The organism is Mangrovibacterium diazotrophicum, from assembly GCF_003610535.1.
Classification (GTDB): Bacteria; Bacteroidota; Bacteroidia; order Bacteroidales; family Prolixibacteraceae; genus Mangrovibacterium; species Mangrovibacterium diazotrophicum.
On sequence record NZ_RAPN01000001.1, the window covers coordinates 2,922,173 to 2,940,836 of the forward strand.

Annotated in this window: 12 protein-coding genes; 11 read left to right on the top strand and 1 reads right to left on the bottom strand. The window is 40.0% G+C overall.

Features of this window, described 5'->3' with window-relative positions:
• Window positions 1-16: 16 nt before the first annotated feature.
• Window positions 17-2,644 (bottom strand): right-handed parallel beta-helix repeat-containing protein, encoded by a 2,628-nt coding sequence (locus BC643_RS11530; protein WP_120273229.1) that lies wholly within the window; start codon window positions 2,642-2,644, stop codon window positions 17-19.
• A 1,500-nt stretch (window positions 2,645-4,144) separates the two neighbouring features.
• Here BC643_RS11530 and BC643_RS11545 point away from each other — a divergent pair.
• From BC643_RS11545 to BC643_RS11600, 11 genes are all read left to right on the top strand, one after another.
• Entirely contained in the window at window positions 4,145-4,681 is a 537-nt protein-coding gene (locus BC643_RS11545) for a UpxY family transcription antiterminator (protein WP_120273232.1), read from the top strand.
• Between the two features lie 333 nt (window positions 4,682-5,014).
• Window positions 5,015-6,682 (top strand): capsule assembly Wzi family protein, encoded by a 1,668-nt coding sequence (locus BC643_RS11550; RefSeq protein WP_120273233.1) that lies wholly within the window; start codon window positions 5,015-5,017, stop codon window positions 6,680-6,682.
• A gap of 1,175 nt (window positions 6,683-7,857) precedes the next feature.
• The gene (locus tag BC643_RS11555) at window positions 7,858-8,610 is read left to right on the top strand and encodes a hypothetical protein (RefSeq protein WP_120273234.1); all 753 of its coding nucleotides are present in this window, start codon (window positions 7,858-7,860) and stop codon (window positions 8,608-8,610) included.
• Window positions 8,611-9,302: 692 nt separating this feature from the next.
• Window positions 9,303-10,562 (top strand): hypothetical protein, encoded by a 1,260-nt coding sequence (locus tag BC643_RS11565; RefSeq protein WP_147377203.1) that lies wholly within the window; start codon window positions 9,303-9,305, stop codon window positions 10,560-10,562.
• Between the two features lie 41 nt (window positions 10,563-10,603).
• On the top strand, window positions 10,604-12,145 hold the full coding sequence (locus BC643_RS11570) for a lipopolysaccharide biosynthesis protein (RefSeq protein ID WP_120273237.1): 1,542 nt from the start codon (window positions 10,604-10,606) through the stop codon (window positions 12,143-12,145).
• Window positions 12,142-13,311, top strand: coding sequence for a Coenzyme F420 hydrogenase/dehydrogenase, beta subunit C-terminal domain (locus BC643_RS11575; RefSeq protein ID WP_120273238.1), 1,170 nt, complete (start codon window positions 12,142-12,144; stop codon window positions 13,309-13,311). Before BC643_RS11570 ends, BC643_RS11575 begins: the two co-directional genes overlap by 4 nt.
• A gap of 4 nt (window positions 13,312-13,315) precedes the next feature.
• Window positions 13,316-14,443 carry a polysaccharide pyruvyl transferase family protein gene (locus BC643_RS11580; protein WP_120273239.1) on the top strand — a complete coding sequence of 376 codons (1,128 nt, stop codon included), beginning with the start codon at window positions 13,316-13,318 and terminating at the stop codon, window positions 14,441-14,443.
• A complete protein-coding gene (locus BC643_RS11585) occupies window positions 14,440-15,594 on the top strand; it encodes a glycosyltransferase family 4 protein (protein ID WP_120273240.1) in 1,155 nt (384 codons plus the stop codon). The genes BC643_RS11580 and BC643_RS11585 overlap by 4 nt, the downstream gene beginning before the upstream one ends.
• On the top strand, window positions 15,572-16,801 hold the full coding sequence (locus BC643_RS11590; RefSeq protein WP_170154529.1) for a glycosyltransferase: 1,230 nt from the start codon (window positions 15,572-15,574) through the stop codon (window positions 16,799-16,801). The genes BC643_RS11585 and BC643_RS11590 overlap by 23 nt, the downstream gene beginning before the upstream one ends.
• On the top strand, window positions 16,788-17,978 hold the full coding sequence (locus BC643_RS11595) for a glycosyltransferase family 4 protein (protein WP_120273242.1): 1,191 nt from the start codon (window positions 16,788-16,790) through the stop codon (window positions 17,976-17,978). Before BC643_RS11590 ends, BC643_RS11595 begins: the two co-directional genes overlap by 14 nt.
• 365 nt (window positions 17,979-18,343) lie before the next feature.
• Window positions 18,344-18,637 (top strand): GIY-YIG nuclease family protein, encoded by a 294-nt coding sequence (locus tag BC643_RS11600; RefSeq protein WP_120273243.1) that lies wholly within the window; start codon window positions 18,344-18,346, stop codon window positions 18,635-18,637.
• Window positions 18,638-18,664: the final 27 nt, after the last annotated feature.

An 18,664-nucleotide genomic window follows, 5' to 3' on the forward strand; every position in this document is an offset into this window, starting at 1 on the left:
CGGCGTTACTCCAATATCACTTGGCTTTTACGACAACCACTCCAGTGTAAGGCGATAAAATAACATTCGAAATTTGCTCTCCCTTCAAATTATAATAAGTGCCAGTCAAAATAACTGTCTTAATTTCAGGTGTTTCATTGTAATATATTTCCTCCTCGCCTTTGCTAATTTCATAAATTTCAGAATTCGCATCTAAGCCCGAATTAGACCGCCAAGTTGGAAATTCTGAGTATATCGGATCCAAACTCGCAGAAACAAATGGCTTCGTATTGTATGGAGTATAGTATGTGTTTGCATCCCATTCGCTAACTGTCGATCTGTTCCTGATATTAACCAAACTACCGTAGGTGTTGTAATCTGTCAAATATGTATTTAACTCGACAACAGTGTTCCCAATTGCTGAGTTTCCGTTTTTTCCGTCAGAATCACACTTTAAGCCATGGTAACATTGCACAACATAATTATTTTTCATCATGCAATTCGTTGTATTGTGAAAAACAATCCCATCTTGCACACATCTAACGATGAAATTATTTTCCGCTAAACCACGATCCATGTTATCATCGAAATAAATTCCGTTAGCAAGTGTTGTGCCAGCACCAGCCTCTCCTTCCGTCGTTCCAAAGGCATTCTCAATAATATTGTAGCGAATTATACTACCATTAGCCTGCGAATAAATCCCTCCCCCATCATCAATTGTCAAGCAAACATTCCTAGTTACATTATACTCGATAAGCCCATTGACAACCATTCCACAATACCCGGCCTTTTCCACATAATTATGGTGTATATGGGAAGTCCCAGGTGTAGAGTAACTTGCTGAAATACCGTTACCACTTTGCTGTCCTCGGGTACCTGTAGTTGATAGGGAGTATAATAACCCGGAATTTTCAATGCGATTATAACTAATATCCAAGTTATCACAATATATCGTGCGGATCCCGTCCCATTTGCTATTAGTTATTTGGTTATTAACAATTTCTGAATAATCATTTTGACTATTCAGAAAGATTCCGCCTTTACAAGAGTAATTTATCTCGCAATTTTTAATCGTAATATATCCACCACCATTGGGTGAACTATCAATTCCATGCCCTGCTGAAGCATTTAAATTGAGGTTTTCAATCGTTATTGCCTTACGTGTCCCCAACTCTAATGTATTTCGAACAGACACAGCCACCTTCCTTTTAGAGGGTGAAGAACTATCGCTTAGCCAAACATATAAATACCCATCAGATGAATTATAGTACCAACAACCGGGATAGGTCATAAACGAAGCATTATTAAGCATAAAAAATCCCCAATTCTGCTTATATGCATAAGAAGTTGGTGCCGTTGTCGTCAAATCACCACCACTGGAACTTAAAACATCAACAGTCATCAATGACCAACTATTAGGCTTGAACAGCAATTTTGAACCAGCATAATCAATCCCAGTGTTTATTTCGTTACTTGTTATTTCAGTGGTTGTTTGTACGCTACTAATTGTAAGGTATCCTTCACGCGGATATCTGGAAATTTCCAACGGCTCACTATCCACAAATACTTGCCCCACATCTGTTCCAACTTTCGCTCGATAAATCGATCCTTTATAGCTCTCCCACCCTGTTATATCGCTCGCCCCCGATATAACAGGCTTCTCCCCTATACCATACGCACCGTAAACGACCGGACTACCGACACTACCACTAAGCGGGACGTTTAAAGTCTCTTCAAATATATCTCCAGCCTTTAACGAAACCTTTTCCCCTGCTTCTGGCATCAATGCAACCGCTGCAGCGATTGTCTTCTTGGGGCGATCAGGAGACAAGCCGTCATTCGAATCATGCCCTTCCGAAGAGCTCACAAAATAGGTTCCTTCCATCCCAAAATCTATCAAACTATCGGAAACCTCGGGCACGACAGAAGCTATATAAGTTTGGTTGATGACTTTGACATTATTTCCAGCACGTTGATTCAACACCGTAAATTCACTCCGATCAGGATCTGTTGATGTACCTGATTTTTCAAAAGCTGCCGACAGCAACGCCGAAGTCCCTGAACTAACAACCGAGTAGTTCTCGTTGCCTTCATCAATTACTGAAATCGAATCACGTTGCTGCCCAGGAATGACAGAAAAGCTATAATTGGTTACCGAACCACTCGTCGAAATTAATCCGAAGCTATCACTTTTGTAGTCGTGTGATCTCGCCGATAAGGAAGTACTCAACGCATCAGGTATCACAACCACACCTTTCGACACTGCCTCGATCGACTTCACATCAAATCCGGTCCCGTTTCCGACCAGAAAATCCAATTCTTCGACCTCTACACCAAAAATAGTGCCGGCTTCAACAGCCAACCATGCGTTATTCTCAACCGGTTCGGGTGTCGCATCTCCGACAGCACTATAACCAGCAAAGACCAATGATGGATCTTCCGCTGTAAGCGACGATTGTATAAATGCGTTTTGCTCAGCAAGACTATTCGTTGAAGAACTAATAATTCGGATTTCCCGACTTACCGTCGTATCCGCCAGATTTATTTCATACAATCCCCCGGCTGCAAGCGTTCCAGACCATCCAATGCTCCAGAAAAAATGAAGAAGCATTAGATACCCCTTTAATCCATAAACTCTTTCAATTAAATACCTAAGTCCGTACATAGCTTTTCCATTACTAGATTACACATTACATTCCATATTCAACAACTTTCAAATGATTAAGTTGCTGTACATCCCTCCCTCAAATAATGCAATGCAGCTTCCCTTTCAACCGCAGTAAAGATTCCACTCTCTAATTATCGCCTTTCAGCCGCAATACTAACTATTTTTTACGGGCTTTATTGCACTTTTTTAATGATTTTTATCAAACAGCATGCTTTTTAACTGCTTGATATAGTTCCTACTAGAAAGGAATAGCCGCAAATAGCGACTGAAATCTGTTTTAACTTCGTTACCTACCAAAGTCCTAATCCAGGCGAGCGAAACAGCAAAAATAATATCTTCAATATTAAAACTCCAAGAATAGTTGCCTTCAGTCTTACTGTAAAAAAAAAACGAAATCAACTTAAAATTTATGATAGCTCATCAGAGTGCCTACTTCAGAAAACCTGCTAACATAAAGTTTAGCTTCCTCCTCGTTCCTAAAATTATCCAATTACTAAAATTTAGGAATTAGTTCAACAACAAGCCAACATATGTTAATATTTTAAACAATTCTAAATTAAAGTACGGTCGAGATCCCCTTTCCCGCAATTCATCTAACTTAACGACCAATTGAGAAAGAAATACAGCTATTATTACGAACAAAAGATACATAAACTCAATTACCAACTTAACAGAAAAAACGATCTTTGTCGATATGGTGTGAGAACTGCCGTCATCTCCGACTTTACGTAGCAAAAGTTACGCGAGGAGGGTGTTAATACGGCACTATTGTTCTTAAGAAATTGCAAGAAAAAGGGAAAAACGCCTACCGACTCGGGTTCAATTATCCGCTATGATAACAGACCGGATTCCTTGAACCGAGCCAAGCGAGTAGCAAATAAGGCTTCCAACAGGCGCCCAAATTGTTCGTTCGTCAAGCGAAAAAAGGGGGTAAAAGGAGATTTTACATTGCTTCATACAACTTTCTTTTTTCTTAACAAATGTCAATAAACTTTCTTGTAATTTTAGCATCGAAATACGATTGCGATAAACAGGAGGTCTTATCCAATACAATTTGTTTTTCAGGAACATACAACGGGTAACTGAGGTGGCGTAGCCATTTTTAAAGCTCAAAGAAAACACCTCAATACCACCAGAAAATAAATAGAAAACATGTTTTTCATGTACCGAATTCCAACGAAAACACAGAACAGATAAGACAAAAAACTAACGTTCTAAACTGCCGGCATATGTCACTTCATATATCGGCAACTAAAGCTTCTGACTGCAAAAAATGCAGCTGCAAAATACAGTTGTTTTTGTCCTTCCATTGGCCGGGATAAAAACACGTTGAGTTGATTTAAAAGACCATTGCCCTAAAATAGTTTATTTTTAGGCGATGCCTTAACTGAACTAGCGAGCTATTGCGGTCAATCCGGAACATAATTGACTCTCATTCGAACTTTTAAATAAAAGCGTTGCGGATAATTTGCAGAGTTCGGTTAAAACTTGTGAAACGTGAAAAAGAATGTAAACTGGTATGCGATTTATGTAAAAGCCCGCCACGAGCGAAAGGTCTTGGAGGCTTTACTCCGAAAGGAAATAGAGTGTTATTTACCACTGCGAACGGAGACCCGTCAATGGAGTGACAGAAAGAAAGAGGTGGAAGAACCGCTCATCCGTGGTTACTTGTTTGTTCGCATCAATATTCGGAGCTATTACGATGTACTTGTCATCCCCGGGGTTATTAGTTTTGTAGCTTTCGACCAAAAACCAGCGGTCATCCCCGACTATCAAATTGAAGACCTGAAAATATTCCTTCGCGATGGAGGCAAAGACATCGAAGTCACGAACGAACATATCCAAAAAGGTCAGTTGGTGCAAATCAACGAGGGACCATTAAAAGATGTTATTGGAGAGGTGACCGAGTTGCGCGGAAAAAAACGAATTCTTATTCGAATAAAAGCACTTGGCTGTTTAGTACTTGCCGAACTGGGAGTTAACCAAATTGAACGATTCACCGAGGACACCCCAATGCCGTCTGCAAAAAAATAGAAAAAGCACGCAGATCAAAGTTAGCGGAACAGTTAATGATAGAATTGACCTTTGCCCATAAAATACAATTTGAATAAAACTGATTTGACAAAAGTCAGGAGAACAAACGCTGACATTGCTCGCAAACAAGCCACAATGATTTAAAAAGTAAAACTCACTAATCTGATGTAGTATTACATCACGATCACCGAGTATCACTAATCACCGGCATACAATGCTAATCGCGAAATTATCGATTTTTAAATAATAATAAATTAACGAATATACAGCTGACTGTTCCGATGATTATTCAGAACTTGGGATGAAAACCAGTCCGCGCCTTTAAGACACCTGATGAAAGAGTACAAAACGAACAACAAACTCATTAAGAGAGGTATGAAGACGCAAAACACGATCATTGGATTAATTCTTTGTTTAAATCTACAAGCCCAGGTTCCGGCAGACACCACTAGCAACCCGATTCTTCATAATTACAATCAAAACCTGGTTGCACTTTCCGCTGGCAACGAACGCCAAAACATACTACCAGGTGGATTAGAAAAACCTGTTCCTGCAGTAACAACCGCCCATTCACAATCCATCGCACCAATATCCGAAGAGAATACCTACGGTGCGTTTATGACAGCCGGCTTATTTGCCACCACCGACGGAACCGTTCCCTTTTGGATGCGTAGTCGTCGCTTTGGCAGTATTCCCGCTGATGGTTTATCGGCATCAATAATTGCCGGAGCACACAAAGAATATGACAATACTCCAAACCAGCTATTTGCTTGGGGAGCAGGCGTCGAAGCGCGATTCAATGCTGCTTCAAACAGCGAACTAATTCTAATTGAAGGATACACCAAAGGTCGACTGGGAGTCTTTCAATTGAAAGCAGGACGCTTCCGCGAAACCACTGGACTGGTCGACAGCACCCTCTCCAGCGGTGCGTTTTCGGTATCCGGTAATGCGCTGGGCATTCCGCAAATACAAATCGGATTTCCCGATTATTGGGATGTTCCACTAACAAATGGTGTGTTTGCGTTGAAATGGAGCTTGGTGCACGGATGGATGGGAACATACACGATTAACGATGACGACGGTAATCTAAGGCTGGAAACCTACCTGCATCAAAAGTCCATCTATGGGAGATTAGGCAAACCAAGTTGGAAAGTCAAGTTTTATGCCGGTCTGAATCACCAGGTGACCTGGGGAAACGAAAAGCAAATCTACCCCAGTTGGGGCCTGTCAAACTTTGAAACATACAAATACGTTTTTCTTGGTAAAGCTTACGGCACTTCAAGCATCCCCGAATCAAAAGTGGGTAATCATCTGGGATCTATTGACCAAGCCATGGAATGGGACATGAAATCCGTATTGTTTACCGGCTACCACCAGTTTTTCTACGACATTGGCGGGCTTGCCAAGTTGTCGAACGCCAAAGACGGCCTCTGGGGAATTAGCTTAAAAAATAAAAGCCCAAAAGAAAGTAGCTGGCAATGGCAAAAGTTTCTCGTTGAATTTCTGTACTCAAAAAGCCAGGGAGGTGAAGTCGATTCAAAACCACGTCCGTCGGGCGCAGAAGATTATTATAACAACTTTTTATATTACGAAGGATGGTCCTACCAAGGTGAGAACTTGGGGAATCCTTTGTTTACAACCAAAAAATACATTCAAGAAGGTTACCCGGCGAAAAGCTACCAGTATTACCCGAACAACCGATTGATGGCCTTTCACGGAGGTGCCGACTTCAGCGTCTATGACTGGCAATGTCGGGCGCTTTTAACCTACTCGGTGAACTGGGGAACCTACTCCACCAGCCCTGCCGAGCGATCATTGGGAGACAGAATCGTTTATCACGATCCGCCTTACTTTCCAGAGATAAACCAATTCTCTGCCCTCGTGGAAACCCGCAAACCACTGCGTAATGGGTTCGAACTGGGACTGCAATTTGCCATTGACCAGGGAGACCTGCTGTACAATTCGGTTGGCGGCGGCGTTACGCTGACCAAGAGATGGTGATTGAAGGAATGAGGGAATGAAGGACCGATGGATTGATGGATTGACTAATTAGCCATTTACAATTGACAATTTAGGGAAAGTTTCAACACCGGTTACAGTTAGCAGTAACGAGTCATGAGTCGTAAGCGACTATGCCCCAACGGGGCAACAGCAACAGCCTGCGGCAACGCCGTAGGATAGAGAGCGCCCCCCAATCCCCCCAAAGGTTGCTCGAAGCACAACGGCCCAAAAAGAGGGATTAGCGATTGGGCAGAGGGCAAAGAGCGCAGAGCCAAAAGTAAAAATTCACAACCTACCATTGACGATTGACACTTAAAAATCGCAGAGTACGCGGAAAAAACACAGGGCATTTACTATCTACAATTTACCATTGACAAATAAAACCGCAGGGCGGTTGACACTATTGTAGAAAACGATCTACCATTAACCATTAAAACCGCGGAGCGGTGAAATATTTGTAGTTTCAACAAACATCCCCTGCCCCGCAAGGTCGCTCGAAGCACATCGTTCCCAAAAAGGGATTAGCGATTAACGATTCGGGATTAATGATTGAAGATTTGGAAGAAGGCAAAGTGCATGGGGCAGAGAGCCAAGAGTAAAAATTCACAATCTACCATTGACGATTGACAATTAAAGAACGCGGAGAAAACACAGGGCATTTACTATATACAATTTACCATTGACAAATAAAACCGCAGGGCGGTTGACATTATTGTAGAAAACGATCTACCATTATCCATTAAAACCGCGGAGCGGTGAAATATTTGTAGTTTCAACAAACATCCCCTGCCCCGCAAGGTCGCTCGAAGCACATCGTTCCCAAAAAGGGATTAGCGATTAACGATTCGGGATTAACGATTGAAGATTGGGCAAAGGGCAAAGGGCGCGGAGCCAAGAGTAAAATTAACGATGTACAATTAACAATTAAACCCGAGAAATAGACGCGAAGATTGACGACAGATCACCGGATATTAGACAAAAAATGCTGTGAACAAACCGAAAAACTGAAATACGCTACACGTAACAATTCAACTTTATTCAACAATTCAACAACTCTTAACGTATTGTAAAACAGATTGCCTTCGATTTGAATTAAACGTAATTTTATTCCCAACATTGGTTCTATACCATGGAATTCTAAATTATGTATAAACCCATCAATTAACCTTTAAAAAATGAATGGAGATACAAATCGAAAGTTTAATTGCAGGAATGAAGAGTTACCTGTGATTTGCGGCTTCGTAGCCGACAGTCTGAACCGCGACCTGGCCGACTTCAGCCAGTTTTCGCCGAAGTACAGTGAAACCTACGTGAGCGATTTTCGCTCGGCCATTGATGCTGTTACCGAATTGGTTACACCGCGCGAGGAGACCTTGCAGGTGAAACTGCTTACCGAGCAGATTTATAACTTGCAAAGCGAACTCGCCGACCAGCTGAACCGATTACAGGCATACCTGGACATGGCCGGCAAGAGTATTCCACTATCCGCAAGCGATTTCGGAATTCTTCCTTGCCGCCGAAAGATACACCAACATGAAACCGAAGGTGTAATGCAGGCTCTAAAGTTGGTCATGAATAACGTGGCCCGCTACAAAACGCCCTTGAATGAACAGGGAATGAGCGATGAGTTTGAAGCCCGGCTCCAGGCCATCTCGTCCGAACTTTCAACGGCTGTACAAAAGCGTTACGAACTGGTCTCGCGACGAGCCGAACTGGTGCAGGACAACATGGGCGAGCTGAATGCCCTGTTCGAACAAATGAACCTGATTTGCAAAACGGGTAAGGCGCTGTATAAAAACAACAACCCGGCCAAAACAAAGGATTACACGTTTAGCCATTTGCTGAAGCAGATCAGACGCCCGAAAGCTGCCGAGCCGCAACCCGACGAAAACGACGAATCGGGTATTAACGCCGAAGCAGCCGAGTAAAGAGCCTCTCTGAAACCGTCATTGCCTGCCCCGCTGGACAGACGGGCGAGGACGCGGCAAATCTTTACCGCTATAAGCAACAAATTGCTTCACTCCGTTCGCAATGACGGGATACGAATGAATTTATAAACCTCAGCTTAGAGGTACACAATACCAACAGGCTGAGGTTTTCCGGCGCCTTGCTGCAAACATCCTCTGGCTCTTGCAAGGCAACCGAATGCTTCTGCAAACGTACATAGCGCTTTTGCAAAATAATAACTTGCTCCCGAAACTCATCCAAAGCGGGATGCAACGTACCAGGATGCTTCGGCAAAACAACCGAACATTTCCGCAAACGAACACGATGCTCTTGCAAAGCGTGCAATACGCGATGCAAACGAACACGATGCCGTTGCAAAACTGCCGAACCCTTGTGCAAAGCCGGCAAAGGCAATTATAAAACCGGCAACAGCGATTGCAAGCGCTGCAGACAAAATAAACCAGAGAAGAAGGCATAACCCAAAGGGCAAAAGGCTAAACTGAAAACGGCCAACTTTTGCAACCGGATGCCAACAACTTAAAGCTTGACACTTGAGGCTCAAGCGCAAAACGCCTAACCCGCAACACGTATTAAAACACCCTATCCATCGCCGTTGGCGAAGCGGGGAAACCTTGCCGCAAATACAGAAAAAGCCACTAGCAGATCAACAAAAATGAAACCCAATAATAAATTCTATCTATACTACCTGCTTATATGCTACATACTCGGTGTTCTACTCTACGATTTCATCGGTTTTGACTATACTGATGAAATCCTATTGCTGGTTTTAGTAACCAACACTTGCTACAACCTGCTAACCAACAGGGTTAAAAAGAGAAAAGATCTGACTGAGGTTGCTATCGTGATTCTTATTTTTATCTCGTATTTATGCTATTCTTTAGCGATAAAGTCAAATACTCATAAAGCAATTTTTTCGGATTTCGTCATACAACTAAAACCTTTTTTAGCATTCTATTGCATATATCTAACGGATTTTAGCTTAGCAGATAACGACAAAAAAATAATCCGCACAACGGCCGTATTTTCAACAATTTATATTGGAAGTATTACGCTCTTTGGGTTAGGAACAGGAACGTTTGATAATACTATTAAATCGTTCTTCGGACATCCTTCCAGATATGCTACAACAATTACGATCACAAGTGTACTTTACCTGTATGCTTGTTCTACGTTTTCGTTCAAGCAAATCCTAAGTGCTATCCTAATTCTCAGTATTGGATTATTCTCCTTCCGCTCTAAATTTTTCGGATTCTTTGTTGCTGCAATCGCGACATTGTTACTCAGAAACCGCATCGAATTAAAAATAAACTTAAAAAATACAATTGCTTCAATCGTGATTGTAGCATCAATTATTGTAGTTGCTTACTCTAAGCTTTCATACTATTTTGTTGAAGGAAGCCAGAACGGAGAGATTTATGCACGCCCTGCGTTGTACATGACATCCATTAAAATCTTGTCAGACTACTTCCCTCTCGGAAGCGGCCTGGGAACATTCGCGACTCATGCATCTGCTGTAGATTATTCTCCGTTGTACGATCAATATGATTTGTCAAGTGTTTTCGGTCTTACCCCTGACAAGCGGTCGTTTATAAGTGATACTTTCTTCCCTTCTTTAGCTCAATTTGGATTTCTTGGCACCATTCTTTTCTTTACTTTCTGGGTGAGATTATTCAAAAAGATTCGCATATACAGCTCTATTAAATCGCCTGTGGCTACGCAGTTAATTACCATATCTTTCCTTATCCTACTATTTCTATTCATTGAATCGATTGCTGATTCTACTTTTACTCAAAACAGAGGACTTTTTACTATGCTGCTACTAGGTTTATCGATGAATGATATGCACCACGAAGCGGTCAAAAATATCTGCCGTTTAAATATTTTGAATAAGAGTGTTCTACTTTATAAATAAAAATTCTCGAAGCTAATTCGTCCTATCCTTTAATACCTAAAATGAGTGGAAATCTAAAAAAGTCTGTTGTTAATACTGGCTTTATGTATGGGAAGATGGTTGTATCGATGGTTACGACCTTTGTTGGAACGCGAATTGTACTGGAACAATTAGGGGCTGAAGATTTTGGACTCTACAATTTGATTGCAGGTATTACAGCGATGTTAGGCTTTTTCCGAAGTTCTCTTTCAACCAGCAATCAAAGGTATTTATCTCTGGCATTGGGAGCTGAAGACAACAAAAGGCTCCAGGAAGTTTTCAACTCATCCAAAGTATTACATTTAGTATTATCAATTAGCTTGATCGTTGCACTTGAGGTAGTCGGAATTTACCTCATCTACTATAAACTGGATATCCCACCTAATAGCACGGAATTAGCTTTAATCATTTTTCAGTTTCTAATTTTCGACATTGCTTTTTCAATTACATCCATACCTTATTCTGCCCTCATCTCATCGCATGAAGATATCCATGTCATTGCGATTCTCTATACTCTTGACGCTATTGGAAAATTTGCTGTTGCTTTGCTCCTGATATTTATTCAGAGCAATCAATTAATCGTTTATGCAGCAGGTTTAACAGTTACTTTTACGTTATCACGAATGGCTCTGCAACTCTATTGCAAACACAAATACAAAAACCTGAGTTATAAATTTGTCTTTCGAGGAAATAAAGGCTTAATGAAAGAAATATTTTTCTTCACTGGGTACAGTTCCTTCGGTGCAATAAGCGACTTGGTCAGAACACAGGGCATTGGGGTTGTACTTAACCTTTTTTTTGGTGTCCTCATCAATGCTGCTTATGCCTTGGTTTTGCAGATAAACGGTCAACTCCGTTTTTTTGCCAGCAGCCTAATGATGACGCTCAACCCACAAATTATTAAAGCTGAAGGCAGTGGCGACCGGGTTAAAATGCTGGAATTAGCCCTGCAATCAACGAAGTTTTCCTTCTTTATTTTAAGTTTTGTGTCCATTCCTATATATTGGCAATTACCCAATATCCTGGACATCTGGTTAAAAGACGTGCCAAAATATACATTAGAGTTAGCACGTCTCATCATTATTCAAGCTTTAATTTATCAACTGACCAGTGGTATTCATACAGCCATTAATTCTATTGGTAATATCAAGAAATATCAAATCATATCGAGTTTCATTTATTTAATGACACTCCCGCTTGGCTATTTTACTCTTAAAGCAGGCTACGGGGTAAGTTCGATCTTATATATTTCCATAGCTATTGAAATAATAGTCTTTTGTTTTCGAATCCAGTACTTAAATAAGTTGAGTCACTTTCCTATAGTAGATTTTTTAAAGAAAACATTTAGATATACACTCCTCCCAGTTATTACAGCAACTATAATCATTATCGGATTTTATAAAAGCATCTCCGAGCTTAACCAATACCTGGCAATTACAGTAGCGTTCGTTATTTCTTCATTAACATCAATAACATCAATCTATTTTATTGGATTGGGAAAAGACGAACAAAGCCTGTTGATCAAACAATTCAATTTATTCTACGCAAAATATACCGGAATATGAATATTTCAAGTACGCCTTCATTCTTAAACACCCTGAAGAAAGAAGAGTGTTATGGCTGCATGGCATGCGTAAATGCGTGTGGAACTGATTCTATTTCCATAACAAGAGACTCAGAAGGATTTATCTACCCTGCTGTAGACAAAAATAAATGTATTCTTTGTGGGAAGTGTGCAAAAGTGTGCCCTCTGGTCAATGAACCGCCCGAATTACAAGAAGGGCAAGAAGTATACTACGCTTGGTCAAACAATACACAAAACCGATTAGATAGTTCATCAGGTGGTATTTTCTCGGAAATAGCAACAACAGTTCTATCAAATAACGGGTTAGTATATGGCGCTGCTTATGCAAATGATATGAGCGTCGTTCATATCAAAATAACAACTAAAGAAGAACTACCCAAAATAAGGGGATCAAAGTATATACAAAGTGATATTAGCCCAACCTTTAAGACCATAAAAGCTGACCTAAAAGCTGGGAAGCTTGTTTATTTTACAGGGACCCCGTGCCAAGTCAGCGCCATAAAAAAATTCACGAACAATCCAGACAATCTTATTACTTCAGACTTAGTATGTCACGGTGTACCTAGTTCTAAAATGTTCCAGGACCAACTCTCCCTATTCGATCAAAAGATCAACAACATAAGCTTTAGAGACAAAAAAAGAACCGGATGGGGATATGATTTAAGATTAGTTAGCGACAATAAGACATGGAGAATGGAACCATTGGCCCTACCCTATTTTTATGGTTTTTGGAAGAATCTAACATTACGTCCATCCTGTTATAATTGCCAATTCGCAACTATTAACAGAGAGGGAGATATAACCTTGGCTGACTATTGGCTAGTAAGGAAATCACACCCAAGTATAAAAACAGGGAAAGGAGTTAGCGCTATTATAGTTAACACTGATAAAGGTTGTAAAATAATAGAAGATTTAAACAATATAACAGTTGAAAAGTCTTCTATGGTTAATCTATTAAAAGGATTGGGTCGACTAAAATCTCCCGTAAAAAAACCCCAAAGCCGTGACCTAATCATGCTAGAATATTCACAAAAAGGATTTAGCTATATCGCAAAAAATTATTTGATGCCTCCCCGACAGGTGATTCTCAAAGAAAAAGCACTAAGAGGACTCAAGCAATTAATATTGTTCAAATACTGGAAATAACATCATGAAGGATAATTTAATTTACTATAAAACAACTGCTGATTTTGACAACACCGGAGAAGTTTTGATCTACAAAAGCTTACTAGAGCTATTAAGGAATCACGGACAAGTAGTAATAGATGATTCAACCAAAACTCCAAGGTTATTTCTTGAACGCATCAAAATCCAAGATTCTGAACGCTTGAGCAGTATTTCCAAACTTACTTTCAGTTCTAGTTTGTGGCGATCCGCTTTACAGTATTGTTTTCGAAAAAAAAGAGTCTTTTTCGTCACGGGTATTGGTGCGCACTCGGTAAAAGGAATTAAATCGGCAATAAAAAATATAGTTGCTACTGTATATTGTACAGGGCTACGATTGTTTGGGGTAAAACTAATTCGCTTAGGAATGTCCATGCAGTTTGCAGGAAAACCTGCTGAACTTTCTGAAGTATTATTAAGCAAAAGCTTTAATCATTATTATGTGAGAGATTCAATATCACTAAAAAATTGTCAAAAGGCAGGGGTGAAAAAAGTGAAACTAGCACCAGACCTATCGTGGGCATATAATATTGGCGTTAAACAAACAAAAATTAACCATAACAAGATTATACTAAGCTTTAGAGAATATGCAGGTACGAAAGACAAACAAGTCGAATACAAAAAGCGGCTTTCAGCTGCCATCATTAGTTTATGCGAACTTATAAATAAATTGTTGCCGAACAGCTCATTTATTCTGACACATCAAGTGAATGCTGATCTTAAATTTATGGGAGAAATAAAATCGCATTTGTCTGAGAACGGATTTCAATCTGAATTAGTAGAAGAATTCATCACGCTCGACAATGCTTCAAATTACTATACTGACGCGAACTTGGTAATTTCAAACCGCCTTCACGTATTGCTTCTAGCTTATAAATTCGGAGGACTTCCTATCGCATTTACTGATCTCCAAAATCACCTAAAGATTAAAGGAATATTTGAAGATTCACAGTTAGGGCAACTCTTATTTGACTTTAACTATAAAACCCCTGAGTTAACACAATTACTTCAAAATGTCATCGAAAACAGAGAACGACTATTGTCTAGTACAAAGGAAACAGCCAAGTCAAACAAACTTGAGCTTGAGAGAATAACTAAAACAATCTTTTCATGAGAATAGCCATTGTCCGTACAGCCAATGGTGCACTGAATCCAAACAAATACAATATTCAAGAGATAGGCTTAGGTAAAGGCCTTGTTCAACAGGGGCATTCAGTTGATCTATATTCAAGTTTCATCGGAATTTCGCAACCTACAATTCACTTTCAAAATTCAAATTCGACACTTTTGTTAATACCGATAAAGGGAATTGCCTTTAAACAAATTAGCTATTACCGAGGACTTATAACGCAAATGCTCAAGGGGCAATATGATTTGATACAGGTACACGAGGACTCGCAATTAATGACTGCAATTATTCTAAAGGCCGCTAAAAAAGCAGGTATTAAAACGGTGCTTTACCAAGGGATGTACGAAAACTATACCGGACTTGGAGTAATCTACCAAAAGACATTAGATTTTCTTTTTAAAAGAACAACCCAACGGAACGCCGACTTTGTATATGCTAAAACAAATGCAGCAAAAGCCTATTTGGAAAACAAAACTTACCGTGACGTACAAATACAACCAATTGGATTAGATATCAAGGACAAAACGGACCCTTTTGAGAGGCTAGAAAGTCTAAACGAGTTCAAAGATCGATTCGACCACCTGTTGTTGTATGTTGGCGTGTTAGAGCCCCGCAGAGAAGTAAACCTAGTACTGCAATCACTTAAAGTACTAATTTCTAAAAAAAACAAAAACATCGGTTTCGTAATTGTTGGTAAAGGACCGGATAAACGAACGATAGAACGTGAAATTAAAGAGCTAGCACTTGAACGAAATGTTTACTGGATCGAAAGTGTGCCCAACGAACAAATTGGCTCGATCTACCAAGCCTGTGATTTATTTTTACTGCCCTCACATTACGAAATCTATGGAATGGTAGTTATGGAAGCATTGTATAACGGTATTCCTGTTGTATCATCTCCAACTGCTGGGCCGATTGATATTTTAACCGAAGAATTTCTGGGTGCTACTGCCCCATTGAAAATAGCTCTTTGGTCGGAAACTATTAATCATTATCTGAATTCAATCTTTAATTCTAAGGAAAGTAAACAACAAAGAAAAGATTATATCCTTAAAAGGTTTTCCTGGAACCAATTAGCTCAAGAATACCTTAGAAAACTAGAGAATAATGTCTATGAAAGTTCTACAGATAAATAAATACTTCCATATCAAAGGAGGCGCTGACAGTGTATTCTTTAATACCTCCGCTTTACTGGGAGAACAAGGCCATGATGTTATACCTTTCTCAATAAAGCATCCTAAAAACAAATATTCCTCTTACTCTAAGTATTTCATAAATGCTCCGGAGATAAGAGAACTAAGAGGCATTAAAAAGCTACTGAATATCCCCCGCTTTTTTAGCAATAAAGACGCCGCTCGTCAACTTGGAAAGATCATTCAAGAGCAAAAACCAGACATAGCTCATATCCACAATTTATTCAACGGGATCTCATTGTCCATTTTGCCGGTCTTAAAGAAACATCGCATTCCTGTTGTTATTACATTACATGATACGCGCTTTATCTGTCCCTCGTCCTATTTCAATTTAAGGGGTAAATTATGTGATAACTGTAGAAACTTGTTCTATTCAAATTGTGCAGTCCATAAATGTTATCAGGATAATTTGACAAATAGCATCATGTGCGCAGCGGAGATGTTCCACAAAGATTTCGTATTCAAATATGATCAGTATATCGATCGGTATATATTTGTCAGTGATGCCTATCATTACCTTCATAAACGAAGACACTCATTTTTCGAAACGAAAGGAACCGTCCTATACAATTTCGTCCCTTCTCTTTTGAAATGCGCGATTAATAAACAACAAGGAGAATACCTGTTTTACTATGGGCGAATCACAAAGGAAAAAGGGGTTGTCACTCTAATTAATGTGATGAAACAGTTTCCGGAGTTAAAATTGAAAGTTGCAGGAACCGGCCCCTTATTAGAAGAACTAAAAACAACATCGCCAAAGAATGTTGAATTCCTGGGTTTTTTAAGTGGCGATACCCTTTTTAATGAACTTAGAAATTCCTCTTATGTCATCGTCCCTTCAGAATGGGAAGAGAATAATCCGTTAACGGTGATTGAATCATATGCCCATGGTAAGCCAGTAATCGGATCTAAAATAGGAGGTATTCCCGAAATTATTCTGGAAAATGAGACAGGCTTCTATTTTGAACCAGGAAATGCAGATTCGTTATGTGCAGCACTAAAGCAAGCTCAAAATGTTTTGCCGAATGATTATGCAAAAATGTCAGTGAATGCCCGGGATTTTGCAGAACAGCATTTTAACCCGGCCACGCATTACAATGAATTAATGACTATCTACAAGGACACAATTAAATCGTATGAAAATTTTTGAAATAGGAACAGGATATACGTCGATACCTGCCCGGATTGGTGCAGCAACTGAAATCGTTGTCGAAGAGTTGACAAAATCAATGGTAAAAAAAAATAAAGATGTTATTATCGTTGATATTCAAGATAAGAACCGAGGATCAAACGAATTGCCAATTAAAGAAGCATATATGCCTCAGTTCTTCAGCTCAACAGATACGAAACTGGGGATTGTACATAAATTAAAACGGGTGTTCTACTCCGTATCATTAGCTCTAAAATTAAAGCGTATTTTAAAAAAAGAGGATCGATGCACTTTTCACTTCCACAATCAATATAACCTGTTTTTCTTTTTAAAGCTGACACCTAAACAATTAAGACGTAAAGCGAACATTATTTACACAGTGCATAGCTATATCTGGTTTGGAGAATGGGCGGCGATTGAAAATACCATCAAGCGAAAATACTTCCAGGAGGTCTATAGCATTAAAAACGCAGACCAGGTTTTCGTACTGAATGAAATCACAAGAAACCATCTAATAAAAGAATTAGGCATTGATCATTCAAAAATTATCTTGGTTCCCAATGGTGTAAACACCGAAGTATATAAACCTCTTGATGAAAACGAGAATAATGCTAAAAAAGCAGTATTAGGAATAACAGGCAAGACAGTCTTTTTCCAAGCTGGTTCAGTATGCGAGCGAAAAAATCAACTCGGGAGTTTGGAACTTTTGTTACCGCTATTAAAATCAAATTCGGATTGTGTATTTGCTTATGCCGGGGGCATTATTGATCCAGAATATAATCAGATTCTGGCCGATTATACTGCAAAAAACAAGCTCAATGATCAAGTTATCTATCTGGGCGAACTAGCTCCGGGAGAAGAGCTCAATAAGTATTATAGCCTTTCATCGGCATATATGTTCTCCAGTAAATCAGAAGCATTTAGCCTTGTTATTTTAGAAGCGTTATCAGCTGGAGTTCCTGTTATAATGAATGCCAATATCAAACTCGAAATTCCCGGCAAGAACAATAATGGTATTCTTAAATATCAGGATGAGAAGGATTTTTCAACGCTCGTTGAAGAAGAAATTTTAAACAAAGAAAACCATGCACTTCATTCCGAAAATGGTCGGAGACTAATTGAGAAGCAATACAGTTGGGATGCTGTAGCTGAGCAATACTTAGAAAAAATATCATAGGTCCCTGCGCAAAAACTAAAATTTCCTGATAAAGTTGAGAAGTTTTCGGCAGAGAAATACTTTCAGGAATTGATGGCGTTGTACCGGCAGTAGATTGCCGCGCTCCACGTTTCGCTCGCAATGACGGAGGAAGCAGCCTCAGCGCGTCATTGCGAGGGAGGAGGTACGACGATCGAAGCAATCCGTTTATTCAAACACGCCCTCGTCATTGCGAGGACGACGTAGGAGGACGAAGCAATCTCTCTTCGATTTGCGACAGATTGCTTCCCGCTTCGTGCCTCGCGGTCGCAATGACGGGTGAAGCGGGATCGCAATGACGGGTGACAGCAATGACGGGTATCGCAATGCCGCATAATACAGAGACCATGACACGAGGTGGATACATCTATATTTTAACCAACAAGAATCACACAGTGCTATATACCGGTGTAACCAGTAACCTTACGAAACGCTTATACGAGCACCGTACCAGCTTTTACAAGAATGCTTTCACCAGTCGGTACAATGTTTACAAACTGGTGTACTTCGAAGGTTTTACCAGCATTGAAGAGGCAATTGCCCGGGAGAAACAGATCAAAGGTGGCAGCAGACAAAAGAAACTTGAGTTAATTAACGGCTTTAACCCTGACTGGAACGATTTGTCGGGGATGGTGGAGTGACAGATCACTTCGCGGCGCTCGTGATGA

What these genes read in the sequence shown, in the direction of transcription:
- BC643_RS11530 (WP_120273229.1), bottom strand. Translation starts at nt 2,644, where the DNA reads ATGTACGGACTTAGGTATTTAATTGAAAGAGTTTATGGATTAAAGGGG.
- BC643_RS11550 (WP_120273233.1), top strand. Translation starts at nt 5,015, where the DNA reads ATGAAAGAGTACAAAACGAACAACAAACTCATTAAGAGAGGTATGAAG.
- BC643_RS11555 (WP_120273234.1), top strand. Translation starts at nt 7,858, where the DNA reads ATGAATGGAGATACAAATCGAAAGTTTAATTGCAGGAATGAAGAGTTA.
- BC643_RS11565 (WP_147377203.1), top strand. Translation starts at nt 9,303, where the DNA reads ATGAAACCCAATAATAAATTCTATCTATACTACCTGCTTATATGCTAC.
- BC643_RS11570 (WP_120273237.1), top strand. Translation starts at nt 10,604, where the DNA reads ATGAGTGGAAATCTAAAAAAGTCTGTTGTTAATACTGGCTTTATGTAT.
- BC643_RS11575 (WP_120273238.1), top strand. Translation starts at nt 12,142, where the DNA reads ATGAATATTTCAAGTACGCCTTCATTCTTAAACACCCTGAAGAAAGAA.
- BC643_RS11580 (WP_120273239.1), top strand. Translation starts at nt 13,316, where the DNA reads ATGAAGGATAATTTAATTTACTATAAAACAACTGCTGATTTTGACAAC.
- BC643_RS11585 (WP_120273240.1), top strand. Translation starts at nt 14,440, where the DNA reads ATGAGAATAGCCATTGTCCGTACAGCCAATGGTGCACTGAATCCAAAC.
- BC643_RS11590 (WP_170154529.1), top strand. Translation starts at nt 15,572, where the DNA reads ATGAAAGTTCTACAGATAAATAAATACTTCCATATCAAAGGAGGCGCT.
- BC643_RS11595 (WP_120273242.1), top strand. Translation starts at nt 16,788, where the DNA reads ATGAAAATTTTTGAAATAGGAACAGGATATACGTCGATACCTGCCCGG.
- BC643_RS11600 (WP_120273243.1), top strand. Translation starts at nt 18,344, where the DNA reads ATGACACGAGGTGGATACATCTATATTTTAACCAACAAGAATCACACA.